Genomic DNA, 12,880 nt, shown 5'->3' on the forward strand with positions numbered 1-12,880 from the left:
TTCAGGAGGAGCCTCGCATGGAGTGGGTGGATCGCAAGGTGTTGCAGCAGCTGGCAGAGGATATCGGTCCGGATATGCTGCCCGTGGTCATCGCAGTCTTTATTGAAGAGGTGGGCGAGCAGCTGAGTCAGCTCAGACCCCTCTATGAGCAGGGGGAGTGGGAGGCGTTGGCTCGGGTAGCGCACAGCATGAAATCATCCTGTGGCAGCTATGGCGCCATGCCGAGTTATCAGCAGGTGATGGCGCTGGAGATGGCCAGCAAGCAGGCGGATGTGGCCGAGGCAGAGCGCCAGTTGCAACTGCTGGAGGCCTCCTTGCCCCGGGTGCTGGCGTTTCTTGCCGATTATCAGTAACGGCGGCGCTATGCAGGGATGCCGGGGCGCCGTGACCGTTGCCTAACGCTGGTTGAGCAGTTGCTGGATGATCCGGTCCAGCGCCAGTTTCAGCTTCAACCGATCGTGCCGATGGGGCAGCTCAAGCTCGCCCAGCTCGGCTTCGATCACTCGCCCTTGCCAGTCCCCCGCATCACCCGCGCCTTGTGGGGCCAGGATGGCATCCAGCCGACCCTGACCGACCCGGGATTCCAGCCAGCGACACTGACTCATCAGATCCAGCTGGCTGGCAGGGCCGTTTTCCGCCACCAGATTGCAAACAAAAACCAGCATGGCGCTGCTCTCGTTGATGGCCTGGGCGATCTCGGCCAGCAGCAGTGGCGGCATGATGGAGGTGAGAAAACTGCCCGGCCCCAGAATGATCATGTCTGCCTGCTGCAGTGCCAGCACCGCTTCGCGGGTCGCTTGCACCTCCGGCATCAGGCCGAGGGAGAGGGGTGGTGTTGCCAGTTGATCGATGGATACCTCTCCCAGGATCTGGGTGCCACACTCCATATGGGCGCAGAGATCGGTGGGAAATTCAGACATGGGTAGCAATTGTGACTCGATTTTGAGCATGTCACTGATCAGCTTGATAGCATCAAGAGGACGGACACAGAGATTATCGAGCGCCAGCAGCATCAGGTTGCCAAGGTTGTGGCCCGCCAGCTCGCCTTTGCCGGCGAAGCGGTACTCGAACAACAGGCTGCCGATGCTGGGATCGGTCACCAGTTGGTTCAGGCAGTTGCGCAGATCGCCCCAGGCGATGCACTCCTGACTCTTGCGCAGGCGTCCGGTCGAGCCGCCATCATCTGTGGTGGTGACGATGCCGGTGAGCCGTTGACCGAGAAACGAGAGGGACGAAAGCACTCGTCCCATGCCATGGCCACCACCGATGGCAACGACCCGATCGAAGTCATTGATGTTTTTTTGCCACATATGGGCGTCCTGTTATTGGTCTCAGTTGACCGCTATGTTAGCAAGCGAAGCGAGATAATTGTTTGATAAAGGTATGATTTTTGCTTGAGGCTGCCATTCGATAAAACAAGGAGATGGTGTTGAAATTTCTGACCGTTCACTCCCTCGCCCAGAATTCATCGCTGGCGGCCCAAGATATCTGCGCGCAGCTGCGCCACCATGCCGATCAGGCCCCCTCCCTGCTGTTACTCTATTTTACCCAAGCCCATGACGGGGCGATACTGCGCGACGCGCTCAAACGCCAGTTCCCGACGACCCGCCTGCTTGGGTGCAGCTCTTGCGGTGGTGTCATGACCGAGATGGGACACCACGCCCGAGACGGATATGGGCTGGCCGTTGCTGCCCTGTACGATGAGAAAGGGGCATTCGGGGTAGCCGGTGCCAGCGGTGACGGGGTGGATGTGCGACAGTTGCTGCGCCGAGCCATGAGCGACTGTGGTCGGCCGGGCGAGCTGCCCCAGCTGATCTTGTTTCATGCCAGTCCCGGCAAGGAAGAGGGGCTGCTGGCCGGTATCGAGGCCGAACTCGGTGCCTCGGTGCCGGTGGTCGGTGGATCGGCGGCTGATAGCAGTGTCAGCGGTGACTGGCAGATCTGCTGGGATGAGGCGGTGAGTCAGGATGGCATCGGTCTGGCGGTGCTCTATCCCGATTGCCAGCTGGCCTTTCAGTTTCACTCCGGTTATGTGCCTGCCGAATTCAGTGGCGAGATCACCGCCTGCAACGGGCGGGAGGTACTCACCATCGATCACCAGCCTGCTGCCGAGGTCTATGCCCGCTGGTGCGGGCGCGAGCAGCCCTGGCCGGTGGGGGCGATTTTGCGCGAGACCACGCTCACCCCGCTGGCTCGTCAGGTGGGAGCGCTGGATGGCATTCCTTACTACAAACTCTCCCATCCCGAAGCTGTGACCGAACAGGGCGGGCTGCGGCTCTTTACCGATGTGGTGCAAGGGGAGCGTCTGCTGTTGATGTACAGCAGTCAGGAAGGGTTGCTGCAGCGCAGCCTCAATGCCATGCGCGTTGAGCCAGGGTATGGGGTCGATGTGGAATTGCAGCCTATCGGCGCTCTCATCATCTTTTGTGCTGGTTGCCGTTTGGCGCTAGGTGATATGTTGTGCCAATTTGTCGAGCAGAGCCAGGCTCGCCTCGGCAAGATCCCCTTTATCACCCCCTTTACCTTCGGCGAGCAGGGGCGGCTGCCCAATGGCGAGCTGGCCCACGGCAACCTGATGGTATCGAGCGTGATTTTCCTGACCCGTTGAGTCGGCAGAACATAACAGAGCAGGCAACAAGATGATTGGCAACAGTGAACTGGAAGCCCTCGGCGACAAATTGCAGACCACGCTGGTCGACCTTATGCGTTGCCGCGAGCGCGAGGCCAAGTATCGTCACGAGTCTCAGACTCTGCTGGGGGGCGTTGCCACCCTCGCCGATGCCAAGACGCTGGAGCAGGTGCTGGAGAGCCTTATCCAGGTGCTTAAACCCTTTATCGGCTTTGAGCAGGCGGATGTAGTGGCCTGGGAAGGGGAGCAGGGGAGTACCCACCTCAGTACCGAGCCAATGCTATCAGCCCGCAGCTGGCGCATGACCCCGGCATTTGCCCGCGCCATTTCGGGTGAAACCCTGGTGATTTACGATCCCGCCCAGCTGCCTGAGCTTGCGCCGCTGGCGAGCGAGCCGGGCTGGGCCAGCGTGATGCTGACCGGGCTGCAGGCCCCCGGCTTTACCGCTACCCTCATCTGCCGCCACGCTCGGGCGGGCACCTTCGATCTCACCAGCAAGGCCGCCATGGAGCGTTGCCGTCCGCTTATCGCCCAAGCGCTGGTCAACATCACCTATCGGGCCCGCTTGCAGGAGCAGGTCGCGGTAAAAACCGAGGCGCTGCAGGCCAGCGAACGCCGTTTTCGCAGCTTCGCCGCCATGGCTTCTGACTGGTTCTGGGAGACAGATGCCGAGCATCGCCTCAGTTATGCCTCAGAGCCGGGTTATCTGGATGAGATGACCCCGCAGGCGACCCGGCCGACCCTCTATGACTACGTCTGCAACAAGCAGAGCTGCGATGCCCAGAAATACCTGCAGCTTTTGGAGCTGCGCCAGCCGGTGCGAGGGGTGCGGATGCAGGTTGCGCTGCAACACGGCCCCTGCTGGATGGAGGTGAGCGCCGAGCCCTGCTTTGACCATGATGGCCTGTTTATTGGTTATCGCGGCACTGCCCGGGATATCAGCAACCAGATCCGCCGTGAAGAGGAGCTGGCGCGGGCACGGGATGAGGCCGAAGCGGCCAACCGTGCCAAGTCCCAGTTTCTCGCCATGATGACCCACGAGATCCGCTCGCCCATGAATGCGGTGTTGGGGATGCTCGATCTGGTGCAGCATGCCGAGCTGGCGCCGGAGCAACAGAGCCTGCTGCGCCATGCCACCCACTCGGCCAGATTGCTGCAAACCATCATCGACGACGTGCTCGATTTTTCGAAAATCGAGTCGCAAACCCTGGTGTTTCACTGCGAGACCCTGCAACCCGTCCAGCTTTGCCAATCTCTGGTCGAGCCGCTGCAAGCTCGCGCGACCGCCAAGGGGATCGCGCTGGTTTATCGGGTCGATGAGTCGGTCCCCCGGGAGTTGCAGGGGGATCCGATGCGTCTGTCTCAGGTGATGGGCAATCTGCTGGACAACGCCCTCAAATTTACCGAACAGGGGCAGGTGACACTGCATCTGGGTTGGCAGGATGAGAAGCTGCTGATCTCGGTCTCCGACACCGGGATCGGGATCGCTGATGCGGATCAGGCACTGCTGTTTGAACCCTTCTCCCAGGTCGACAACTCGGCCACCCGGCGTTTTTCCGGTACCGGCCTCGGTCTTGCCATCAGCAAGCGTCTGGTGACGCTTATGGGGGAGAGATCCACCTGAAGAGCGAGCCGGGCAAGGGAAGCTGTTTCTGGTTCGAACTGCCCGGCATGGCGCTACCCTGCCATAGCCAGCCGCAGCGGGAGGAGGGGGCTTCGGCACTGCTGCCACTGGATGTGCTGGTGGTGGAGGACAGCCCGGTGAATCAGTTGGTGGTGTCGCTGATGCTGCAAAAACTGGTGGGCAAGGTACGGCTGGCTGCCAATGGTCTGGAGGCGCTGGCGCAGGTGGATGAGCAGCTCCCCGATTTGATCCTGATGGATATGCGGATGCCCCTGATGGACGGACTGGAAGCGACTCGCCGGTTGCGGGAGTTGGGATGCACCATGCCTATCGTCGCCCTGACGGCCAATGCGATGGCGGAGGACAAGGCGTGCTGTCTGGCGCAGGGGATGGATGACTTTCTCGCCAAGCCTATCACCTTGTCACGGCTGAGAGAGTGTTTGCAGCGTCACTTCGGTCAGCGGTTGCCGACGCGCGGATAAAAAAAATGGTCAACTTTGTGGGTTGACCAGTTCTTCAGCAAATACTGAAGAGAGCACGGGATAAATCGGGTTGTATCAATCTATATGAAAAATCTGTGCCAACTTTTTTAGACTCTTTTGTGTTCAATTTTGGCCGTTTAGCGCAGCGGCTCTCTCTTGTTATGGCGTTCTGCGTTCCTACTCACTCGCAAAATGCGAATTTCACATTTTCATTGTTGGAATATTTGCATTTTGCAACGCTGTTTTTGTCATTGTGAAATCAGGCGATGCAGGAATTTACGGGCTGCTTCGCTGTTTTGTTTGGCAATCAGCATCTGCTTTTCATAAATCGGCATCGGCAATATCTCGAGCCAGCGTTGGCAGAGCCAGGCGGCATCTTCAAAGCGCTTGTCCGGATAGAGCTCATCAAGCTCCGGATACTGCTCGAACACTTCCCGCAGGCGATTGACCAGCAGCTTGTCGTTGAAATCTGAGTGGGTGCTCGGCCAGTTGGGCAGCATCTCCACCTTGGCCCGGCGCAGGCCCATCTCGTCTGTTTCCATCTCGTGGATACAGAAGCGCTCCAGTCCCAGCACCGTCACCCCCAGCAGGCCATCATTAAGGGTGTAGAAGTCAGTCACCTTGACCCGGGTGCCCACCGGCAGAATGCGGCCGGATTGTCCCGAGGTGGTCGACTCTTCCATCACGATGCCAAAGCCCTGATCGTTGATGAATGACTCCTTGAGCATCTGCAGGTGGCGTGGCTCGAACAGACGCAGAGGAAGCTTGCCGCCCGGCAGTATGTGGGAAGGCAAGGGGAACAGTGCCAAAGGTTGTAGTTTCATGTTCCATCCTCCATTGAGTAGTTGCTGAATATGACAATGCAGCGACTGTGCCAGAGAATGAAAAAAGCCACCGGAGGGTGGCTTTTCGGGAGGTTGAGGGCGCTTAGTTGCGCTGCTCCAGATACATGACAGCCGCTTCCACGCGGCTTTGCGCCTCGAGTTTCTTCAGCAGGCTCTTCACGTGAACCTTGACCGTTCCCTCGGAGATATGGAGTACCGAGGCGACCTGTTTGTTGGAGAGGCCTTTTGCAATTTCGCGCAGGATTTGCATTTCGCGACGCGTTAAGCTTTCCAGCTTCTGCTGCAGGTGATCCAGCTCGTAGATGTTTTCGAGATAGGGGCGCAGCGGTTCGCTCAGGATCTGCTTGCCGGTCATCACGTCGGCCAGCTGGGCCAGCAGCAGATCAGGCTCGGTATCCTTGAGCAGGTAGCCGTCGGCACCGGCCTTGAGCAAAGCCACCACATCCTGACGGGCATCGGAGACGGTGAGGATCACCACCCGGGAGGTGATCTCTTCGGCCCGCAGCGCCTTGAGGGTATCGAGGCCGGAGAGCCCTTTCATATTGAGGTCGAGCAGGATCAGGTCCGGCTCGGACTCTTTGGCCAGTGCCACGGCATCTGTGCCGTTGGAGGCTTCACCTGTCACCTCCATGTTCTCTTCCAGAGCCAGCAACTGCACAATCCCTTTGCGCATGAGGGGATGGTCATCTACGACCAGAACTGTGTATTTCATCTCGTCCATCAGGCGTCTCTCGCTAGACTGGTGGGAAAGGTCAGATGCACGCAGGTGCCTTGTGGTTGCTGCTCGTTGATGGTCAGCAGACCGTGCAGTTTGCTGGCGCGCTCGTTCATGATGCTCAACCCGTAATGATTGATCGCCGAGCTGGCGAGTCCGATCCCGACACCGTCATCTGAAATCTGAACCTCGATGTTACCACTGGCGAGGGTCTCACAGCTAACATCAATCACTTGCGCGTTGGCATGTTTGATGGCATTGAGCACTGCCTCACGGATCAACTGCAAAATGTGGATATGCTGGCCCGCCTCCAGGTCGTTGTCGGCCAGTCCGTAATGGAACCGGATTTCGGCCTGGGTCTGAGGTTGCAGTTGATCAAGCATGACGCGGATCGCTTCCCCCAGATTGGCATCGCCAATGGTGAGACGGAAGGTACCGAGCAGTTCGCGCAACTGGGTATAGGCATTGCTAAGCCCCTCGTCGATCTGCTGCATCGCCTCCTGCGCCTTGTCATGCTGCCCCTTGGCGTAAGAGCGCTTGAGCAGGGTGGACTGGATCTTGAGATAGGAGAGGGCCTGCGCCAGCGAGTCGTGCAGCTCCCGGGCGATCACCGCCCGCTCCTCCATCAGCAGCAGTCGCTGCTGTTGCAGCAGGGTCTGGTCTTTGTGCAGCACCTGAGCCAGCAGCATGGTGAAGTTCTTGATCAACCGCTCATCGATGGGGTGCTGGCTGATGATGTCGAGGCGGCCGAACTCCTGTTCATCCATCTGCAGATAGAAGCTGGCGACCGCATCGAGATCGCCGGGCCAGCCGGTGCGCCCCGAGATGTAGACCGGCATGGCGTTGTGCTCGAAGCGGGTCAGCCGGATATGGTCGATATGCTGGTGGGCGGCGGCTCGGTCCAGCAGTTTGATGAGGGTACGGGTACTGAGCGGGGCGGCGTGCAGCTTCTGGGCGGTCGAGTAGAGAAACGAGAGGGTGTCGTTGGCCTGTTGCAGCTTGGCGGTTTTCTCTTCCACCTTGTTTTCCAGCTCCCGATAGAGCTTGCCCAGCTCGTCGGCCATGGTGACGAAGGCGCGCGACAGTTCCCCCAGCTCGTTTTCGCCGTGGGCGGGCAGCTTAAGATCGAAATCCTGCCGCTGGATCTGGCGAGCGCAGTAGACCAGCTGGTTGAGGGGGGCGACCACCTGCTGGCGGGTGAAGCGCACCGTGAACCAGGCGATAGTGATGATGGCCAGCAGGCCGAGCCCCTCTGCCAGTGCCAGCATCCTCACCTTGAATTCCACGTGGTACTGCATCTGATTGACGAAATTGTCGATGGCCGCCACAAACTGCTCGGTGTTATCGGTGTACCGTCTGGGGGTGCGATCCTCGATGTGCTGGCGCATTACCTGCCACTGGCCGAGCACCTCGCCATAGGTGCGACGCAGGGAGGCAGGAGTGATCCAGCGCTGGGTCTCCTGCAGCTCTTCGGCGTGCAGGGTCTCTTCAAACTGGGAGAGGCGCCCCAGCACGCTGTCGCCCCGCTCGATTTCGTAGGCCATCCGGTAGGCTTGCATCCGCAGCGAACCGGAGAGGTTGATCGCCTTGGCATCGGGTACCGAGTAGAAGAGGGTGACCATGGCGACCAGCGCGATCAGGCTGGCCATGAAGAGGATCAACACCATGGCGCGGCCAATGGCACTGCTGACCGAATGGACCCTGAACCGTTTTCCCATACTGATGCGCACCTCTGAATAGTGATAAGTACCCCGCAAGATGCGTGGGAGTGTACTCCAACTTGTGTTAGCATCGAAAAACTAGATGAACTCCGAGCGGTTTTGCCTAAGTCCTAGCGATAGGGGGAAACCAGCCGTCAGCCGACGTTCGAGCTGTAAGGGTCAGGAAAGAAATGCCCTGGCCTCCCGTATTTGGAAAGGTGTTTATGTTGCCACTTGAAGATGGTTTTTCCCGTCGTTTTTACTATTTGCGTCTGTCGGTGACCGATGTGTGCAATTTCCGTTGCACCTATTGCCTGCCTGACGGTTATCGTCCCCCCGAAGGTCACAAAGCGGGGCGTCAACCCTTTCTCTCGATTGACGAGATCCGCCGCGTGGTCAGCGGTTTTGCCGCCATGGGCACCCGCAAGGTGCGCATCACGGGGGGCGAGCCCTCCCTGCGCCGCGATTTCACCGAGATCGTCAAGGTGATTGCCTCCACCCCGGGCATCGAGAAAGTTGCCATGACCACCAACGGCTATCGCCTCAAGGAGCGGGCTCAGGAGTGGTTTGATGCCGGACTCAACGCGCTGAATGTCAGTGTCGACAGTCTCGACCCGCGCCAGTTTCACCAGATCACCGGAGAGAACAAGCTGGCCGAGGTGATGGAGGGGATCGAAGCAGCACTGGCCGCCGGTTTCAAATCGGTGAAGATCAATGCGGTGCTGCTCAAGGGGCTCAACGACTACCAGCTCGATGCCTTTCTGGGCTGGATCAGGCACAAGCCTATCGAGCTGCGCTTTATCGAGCTGATGCAGACCGGCGAGATGGATACCCTGTTTCGTGACCACCATGTCAGCGGCGAGCAGATCAAACAGCGCTTGCTGGAGAGCGGCTGGGTGCAGCAGTTGCGGGGCACGGATGACGGTCCGGCGCAGGTCTTTATGCACCCCGATTCGCAAGGTGGGGTGGGGCTCATCATGCCCTACAGCAAGGATTTCTGTGCCGGTTGCAACCGGCTGCGGGTCTCCTCGCTGGGGAAGCTGCATCTGTGCCTGTTTGGTGACAACGGCATCGACCTGCGGGATCTGCTCGGCGCAGATGGACAATCCGATGAGCTGCAACAGCGCATTCGCGCGGCACTGGCGGGCAAGAGTGCTACCCATCGTCTCCATGAGGGCAATGCCGGTATCACCCCTCATCTCGCCTCGATCGGCGGATAACCGCAAAAAATCGCCAACGATTAAATAGCAATCCTCACATGGAGGTATTTTAACCGATACCTCCATTTTTATTGCGCTGCAAGGCTTTGATCTGGCGCAAGAATCCCCCCTGTTTATCTCCCTGGTGGTATATCCCTTACCTTGTCAGGGCCGCAATATACACCCACTCTTATAATTGGTATCAAGAATGCCAATCATGGACTCGCACTGTCCCCTTTTTCACCAGAACAGGAGTCAACATGCCGGATGAGATCGATCTTGCCCGCCGCGGCCTGTTCCGGGGGCGGCTGAGAACTGCCGAACCGCCGGTGCAGTTGCCCTGGTCAGTCAACTGGTCGGCATTTGTCGCCGACTGCACCCGCTGCGGGGACTGTCTGGCGGCCTGTCCGGAGCAGATCCTGGTGAATGGCGAGGGCGGTTTTCCGGTGGTCGATTTCCAGCGTGGCGAATGCACCTTCTGCACCGAGTGCGCCACGGTCTGCAAGGCGCCTGTGTTTCGCCCGACCAGCGAGTCCCCCTGGCACTATAAGGCCCATATCGAGGCCAACTGTCTGGCCAATGGTCAGGTGTTCTGCCAGCGCTGTCAGGACAGCTGCGAGCCCAATGCCATTCGTTTTATTCCGGTGCTGGGGCGTGTGCCCACCCCGACGGTCGAGCCGGATCGCTGTAATGGCTGCGGCGCCTGTGTGCAGGATTGTCCGGTTGGCAGCATCAAGGTCGACGGGCGAGCCGCCCCATCCGGTGGTGCGAGCCAGCCCACCCTCAAGCAGGAGTCAGAATGAGTCAGAAGCCGTGTGACACAGAAGCCACAATGGATCAGGAGTTCCATGTATCGAGTCTGGTGGTGCTGACCCAACCCCCTTTGCGCCATCAGCTCGCCGAGCAGATTGGCGCCCTTGAAGGGGCCGAGATCCACGCCGTCAGTGACGAGGGCAAGCTGGTCGTGACCCTGGAAGGTCCGAGCCAGCGGCCGATCATGGCGGCCATTGATGCGATACAGGCGATGCCGGGTGTGCTCTCAGCCGCCCTGATTTACCACCAGTTCGATGAACTGGGCGGTCACTGAAAAGAGTGATGGGATGCCGGGCGTGCCCTCTGCCGCTGATGGCTGGCTCCCGTTCGACAGATTCGACAACTATTACGCGATAAGCAATGTGAGGATATGCCATGAAGCTGAGTCGACGCGACTTTATGAAGGCCAACGCGGTGGCAGCTGCCGCTGCCGTGGCCGGTGTCAGTGCCCCCACGCTGGCAGCCAATCTCATCACCAGTACCGACAAGACTGCCATCCATTGGGATAAGGCTCCCTGCCGCTTCTGCGGTACCGGCTGCTCCGTGCTGGTGGGCTCTCAGGATGGTCGGGTCGTGGCGACTCAGGGCGACCCCGATGCACCGGTCAACCGTGGCCTCAACTGCATCAAGGGTTACTTCCTCTCCAAGATCATGTACGGTCAGGATCGCCTGACCCAGCCGATGCTGCGGATGAAGAACGGCCAGTTCGACAAGGATGGCGACTTCGCCCCCATCAGCTGGGATCAGGCGTTCGACATCATGGCCGAGAAGTTCAAGGCGACCCTGAAAGAGAAGGGGCCGACCGCCGTCGGCATGTTCGGCTCCGGCCAGTGGACCGTCTGGGAAGGTTACGCCGCCGCCAAGCTGATGAAGGCCGGTTTCCGATCCAACAACATCGATCCCAATGCCCGTCACTGCATGGCCTCTGCGGTCGTTGGCTTCATGCGTACCTTCGGCATGGACGAACCGATGGGCTGCTACGACGATATCGAGCAGGCCGATGCGTTCGTGCTGTGGGGCTCCAACATGGCCGAGATGCACCCCATCCTCTGGTCGCGGATGTCCGATCGCCGTCTCTCCAACCCGGATGTGCAGGTGCATGTGCTCTCGACCTTCGAGCACCGCAGCTTCGAGCTGGCGGACAACGGCATGGTGTTTACCCCGCAGACCGACCTGGCGATCCTCAACTATGTCGCCAACTACATCATCCAGAACGACAAGGTGAACTGGGACTTCGTCAACAAGCACACCGTGTTCAAGAAGGGGGTCACCGATATCGGTTACGGCCTGCGCCCGACCGATCCGCTGCAGCAGAAAGCGAAGAACCCGGACAGCGGCGATGCCACGCCGATGACCTTCGAGGAGTTTGCCAAGTTCGTGGCGGATTACGATGTGGAGTCGGTCTCCAAGCTCTCCGGCGTCTCCAAAGAGAAGCTGGAAAAGCTGGCCAAGCTCTATGCCGATCCGAGCAAGAAGGTGGTCTCTTACTGGACCATGGGCTTCAACCAGCATACCCGTGGCGTCTGGGCCAACAACCTCTGCTACAACATCCACCTGCTGACCGGCAAGATCTCCGAGCCGGGTAATGGTCCTTTCTCACTGACCGGCCAGCCCTCTGCCTGTGGTACCGCGCGTGAAGTGGGTACCTTTGCCCACCGTCTGCCTGCCGACATGGTGGTGACCGAGCCCAAGCACCGCGCCATTGCCGAGCAGATCTGGAAACTACCGGAGGGGACCATTCCCGACAAGGTGGGTTTCCACGCCGTGCTGCAGGATCGCATGCTCAAAGATGGCAAGCTCAACGCCTACTGGGTGATGTGCAACAACAACATGCAGGCCGGCCCCAACATGAATACCGATCGCCTGCCTGGCTATCGCGACCCGCGCAACTTCATCGTGGTCTCTGACCCTTACCCGACCGTCACTGCCCAGGCCGCTGATCTCATCCTGCCCACCGCCATGTGGGTGGAGAAAGAGGGGGCCTACGGCAACGCCGAGCGCCGCACCCAGTTCTGGCACCAGCAGGTGAAAGCGCCGGAAGGGGCCAAGTCCGACTTGTGGCAGCTGATGGAGTTCTCCAAGCGCTTCAAGGTTGAGGAAGTGTGGCCGGCTGAGCTGATTGCCAAGATGCCGGAAGTGAAGGGCAAAACCCTGTTCGACGTGCTCTATGCCAACGGTCAGGTCAACCAGTTCCCGAAAGAGCAGAGCAAAGGTCTGCTGAACGACGAGGCCGAGCACTTCGGGTTCTACGTCCAGAAAGGGTTGTTCGAAGAGTACGCCACCTTCGGTCGTGGCCACGGTCACGATCTGGCGCCGTTCGATCAGTACCACGAAGCCCGTGGTCTGCGCTGGCCTGTGGTAGATGGCAAAGAGACCCTGTGGCGCTATCGTGAAGGGTTCGACCCCTATGTGAAAGCGGGCGAGGGGCTACGTTTTTATGGCAAGCCCGATGGCAAGGCGGTCATATTCGCCCTGCCGTTCGAGCCCGCTGCCGAGTCGCCGGATAAAGAGTACGATCTGTGGCTCTCCACCGGCCGCGTGCTGGAGCACTGGCACACCGGCACCATGACCCGTCGGGTGCCCGAGCTCTATCGCGCCTTCCCGGATGCGGTGCTCTTCATGCACCCGGACGATGCCAAGGCCCGCGGCGTGCGTCGTGGTGAAGAGGTGATCGTCTCCTCCCGCCGTGGCGAGGTGAAGACACGTGTCGAGACTCGTGGTCGCAACCGTCCGCCGAAAGGACTGGTGTTCATGCCCTTCTTTGATGCCAGCCAGCTGGTCAACAAGCTGACCCTGGACGCCACCGATCCACTCTCGAAAGAGACCGATTACAAGAAGTGCGCCGTCAAGGTGATGAAGGCTTAAGGCGGGGG

General features: G+C 59.6%; 10 protein-coding genes, 1 pseudogene and 1 riboswitch. Of the genes and pseudogenes, 7 read left to right on the forward strand and 4 right to left on the reverse strand.

Annotated features, from left to right (window positions below; translation table 11 throughout):
* The first annotated feature begins 17 nt into the window (after nt 1-17).
* Nucleotides 18-353: an Hpt domain-containing protein gene (locus ACTG20_RS08690; protein ID WP_194495832.1), complete on the forward strand. Its 336-nt coding sequence runs from the start codon at nt 18-20 to the stop codon at nt 351-353.
* Between the two features lie 42 nt (nt 354-395).
* Here ACTG20_RS08690 and ACTG20_RS08695 read toward each other — a convergent pair whose 3' ends face one another.
* Complete coding sequence (locus ACTG20_RS08695; protein ID WP_005334480.1) at nt 396-1,310, reverse strand: gluconeogenesis factor YvcK family protein; 915 nt, start codon at nt 1,308-1,310, stop codon at nt 396-398.
* Nucleotides 1,311-1,423: 113 nt separating this feature from the next.
* On the opposite strand from ACTG20_RS08695, the gene ACTG20_RS08700 reads away from it, so the two are divergent.
* Complete coding sequence (locus ACTG20_RS08700) at nt 1,424-2,608, forward strand: FIST signal transduction protein (protein WP_194495831.1); 1,185 nt, start codon at nt 1,424-1,426, stop codon at nt 2,606-2,608.
* Between the two features lie 31 nt (nt 2,609-2,639).
* A pseudogene (locus ACTG20_RS08705) lies at nt 2,640-4,735 on the forward strand (ATP-binding protein).
* Nucleotides 4,736-4,983: 248 nt separating this feature from the next.
* On the opposite strand, the gene ACTG20_RS08710 reads toward ACTG20_RS08705, so the two are convergent.
* From ACTG20_RS08710 to narQ, 3 genes are all read right to left on the reverse strand, one after another.
* Nucleotides 4,984-5,559 (reverse strand): LON peptidase substrate-binding domain-containing protein, encoded by a 576-nt coding sequence (locus ACTG20_RS08710; protein ID WP_005334473.1) that lies wholly within the window; start codon nt 5,557-5,559, stop codon nt 4,984-4,986.
* Between the two features lie 103 nt (nt 5,560-5,662).
* Complete coding sequence (gene narL, locus ACTG20_RS08715; RefSeq protein ID WP_005334471.1) at nt 5,663-6,301, reverse strand: two-component system response regulator NarL; 639 nt, start codon at nt 6,299-6,301, stop codon at nt 5,663-5,665.
* The gene (gene narQ, locus ACTG20_RS08720) at nt 6,301-8,013 is read right to left on the reverse strand and encodes a nitrate/nitrite two-component system sensor histidine kinase NarQ (RefSeq protein WP_005334468.1); all 1,713 of its coding nucleotides are present in this window, start codon (nt 8,011-8,013) and stop codon (nt 6,301-6,303) included. Before narQ ends, narL begins: the two co-directional genes overlap by 1 nt.
* A 78-nt stretch (nt 8,014-8,091) precedes the next feature.
* A riboswitch (molybdenum cofactor riboswitch) is annotated at nt 8,092-8,232 on the forward strand.
* Here narQ and moaA point away from each other — a divergent pair.
* The 4 genes from moaA to napA all read left to right on the forward strand — a co-directional run bounded on the left by moaA (nt 8,220) and on the right by napA (nt 12,872).
* Complete coding sequence (gene moaA / locus ACTG20_RS08725) at nt 8,220-9,215, forward strand: GTP 3',8-cyclase MoaA (protein WP_194495830.1); 996 nt, start codon at nt 8,220-8,222, stop codon at nt 9,213-9,215. Its footprint overlaps the riboswitch before it by 13 nt.
* Nucleotides 9,216-9,454: 239 nt before the next feature.
* Nucleotides 9,455-9,997, forward strand: coding sequence for a ferredoxin-type protein NapF (gene napF, locus ACTG20_RS08730; RefSeq protein WP_088869499.1), 543 nt, complete (start codon nt 9,455-9,457; stop codon nt 9,995-9,997).
* 29 nt (nt 9,998-10,026) lie between these two features.
* Entirely contained in the window at nt 10,027-10,281 is a 255-nt protein-coding gene (locus ACTG20_RS08735; RefSeq protein ID WP_031227438.1) for a chaperone NapD, read from the forward strand.
* Between the two features lie 101 nt (nt 10,282-10,382).
* Nucleotides 10,383-12,872, forward strand: a complete 2,490-nt coding sequence (gene napA / locus ACTG20_RS08740; RefSeq protein ID WP_194495829.1) for a nitrate reductase catalytic subunit NapA — start codon at nt 10,383-10,385, stop codon at nt 12,870-12,872.
* Nucleotides 12,873-12,880: the final 8 nt, after the last annotated feature.

Origin of the sequence: Aeromonas sp. 84A (genome assembly GCF_051919345.1) — a bacterium.
Classification (GTDB): domain Bacteria; phylum Pseudomonadota; class Gammaproteobacteria; order Enterobacterales; family Aeromonadaceae; genus Aeromonas; species Aeromonas veronii.

Bases quoted from the DNA above. Each gene is read 5' to 3' on its own strand.
- ACTG20_RS08690 (WP_194495832.1), top strand. From the start codon at position 18: ATGGAGTGGGTGGATCGCAAGGTGTTGCAGCAGCTGGCAGAGGATATC.
- ACTG20_RS08695 (WP_005334480.1), bottom strand. From the start codon at position 1,310: ATGTGGCAAAAAAACATCAATGACTTCGATCGGGTCGTTGCCATCGGT.
- ACTG20_RS08700 (WP_194495831.1), top strand. From the start codon at position 1,424: ATGGTGTTGAAATTTCTGACCGTTCACTCCCTCGCCCAGAATTCATCG.
- ACTG20_RS08710 (WP_005334473.1), bottom strand. From the start codon at position 5,559: ATGAAACTACAACCTTTGGCACTGTTCCCCTTGCCTTCCCACATACTG.
- narL (WP_005334471.1), bottom strand. From the start codon at position 6,301: ATGGACGAGATGAAATACACAGTTCTGGTCGTAGATGACCATCCCCTC.
- narQ (WP_005334468.1), bottom strand. From the start codon at position 8,013: ATGGGAAAACGGTTCAGGGTCCATTCGGTCAGCAGTGCCATTGGCCGC.
- moaA (WP_194495830.1), top strand. From the start codon at position 8,220: ATGTTGCCACTTGAAGATGGTTTTTCCCGTCGTTTTTACTATTTGCGT.
- napF (WP_088869499.1), top strand. From the start codon at position 9,455: ATGCCGGATGAGATCGATCTTGCCCGCCGCGGCCTGTTCCGGGGGCGG.
- ACTG20_RS08735 (WP_031227438.1), top strand. From the start codon at position 10,027: ATGGATCAGGAGTTCCATGTATCGAGTCTGGTGGTGCTGACCCAACCC.
- napA (WP_194495829.1), top strand. From the start codon at position 10,383: ATGAAGCTGAGTCGACGCGACTTTATGAAGGCCAACGCGGTGGCAGCT.